The organism is Mesorhizobium sp. WSM4976 (assembly GCF_029625685.1).
Lineage (GTDB): Bacteria > Pseudomonadota > Alphaproteobacteria > Rhizobiales > Rhizobiaceae > Mesorhizobium.
In genome coordinates this window covers 1-364 of the sequence record NZ_JARTVT010000119.1, presented here as the reverse complement: position 1 = coordinate 364, position 364 = coordinate 1, and the positions used below count along the sequence as shown (strand labels likewise).

1 protein-coding gene is annotated in these 364 nt (G+C 61.0%); it reads left to right on the top strand.

Translation table 11 applies throughout. The features are described from left to right. Window positions 1–34: 34 nt before the first annotated feature. Window positions 35–364: hypothetical protein (locus P9272_RS35975; RefSeq protein WP_278164972.1), on the top strand; the 330-nt coding region annotated here is incomplete at its 3' end.

Sequence of the window (364 nt, the reverse complement as noted above, 5' to 3'; positions counted from 1 at the left end):
CGCAGATCACAGCCGAAATCATGGAGGCAGCATAATGTCGGGCGTTCTCTCGGCGATGTCATTCGACGGCGAATCCACCGTCATCCTGAGTGACGGCAGCGTTTACAATCGTGACGGCGTGTTGTTGGACATAAGGCGAAAGGTCATGCCTTCCGATCGCCTGCCGCTGGCGGTCGCCTTCCGCGGCAATCTCGACTTCGGCGAAACCGTCGCGCACAGGATCATCGGCGATGCTGAAGCGGTCGGGTTCGACCAGATGCTCCGCGACATCGCCGTGGTGTTGCTCGATTTCCCCAAGTCACCGGACCTCGAAGTGCTGATCGCCGGCATCTCCGAGACCGCCGGCCCGATGCACCGGGTGTTT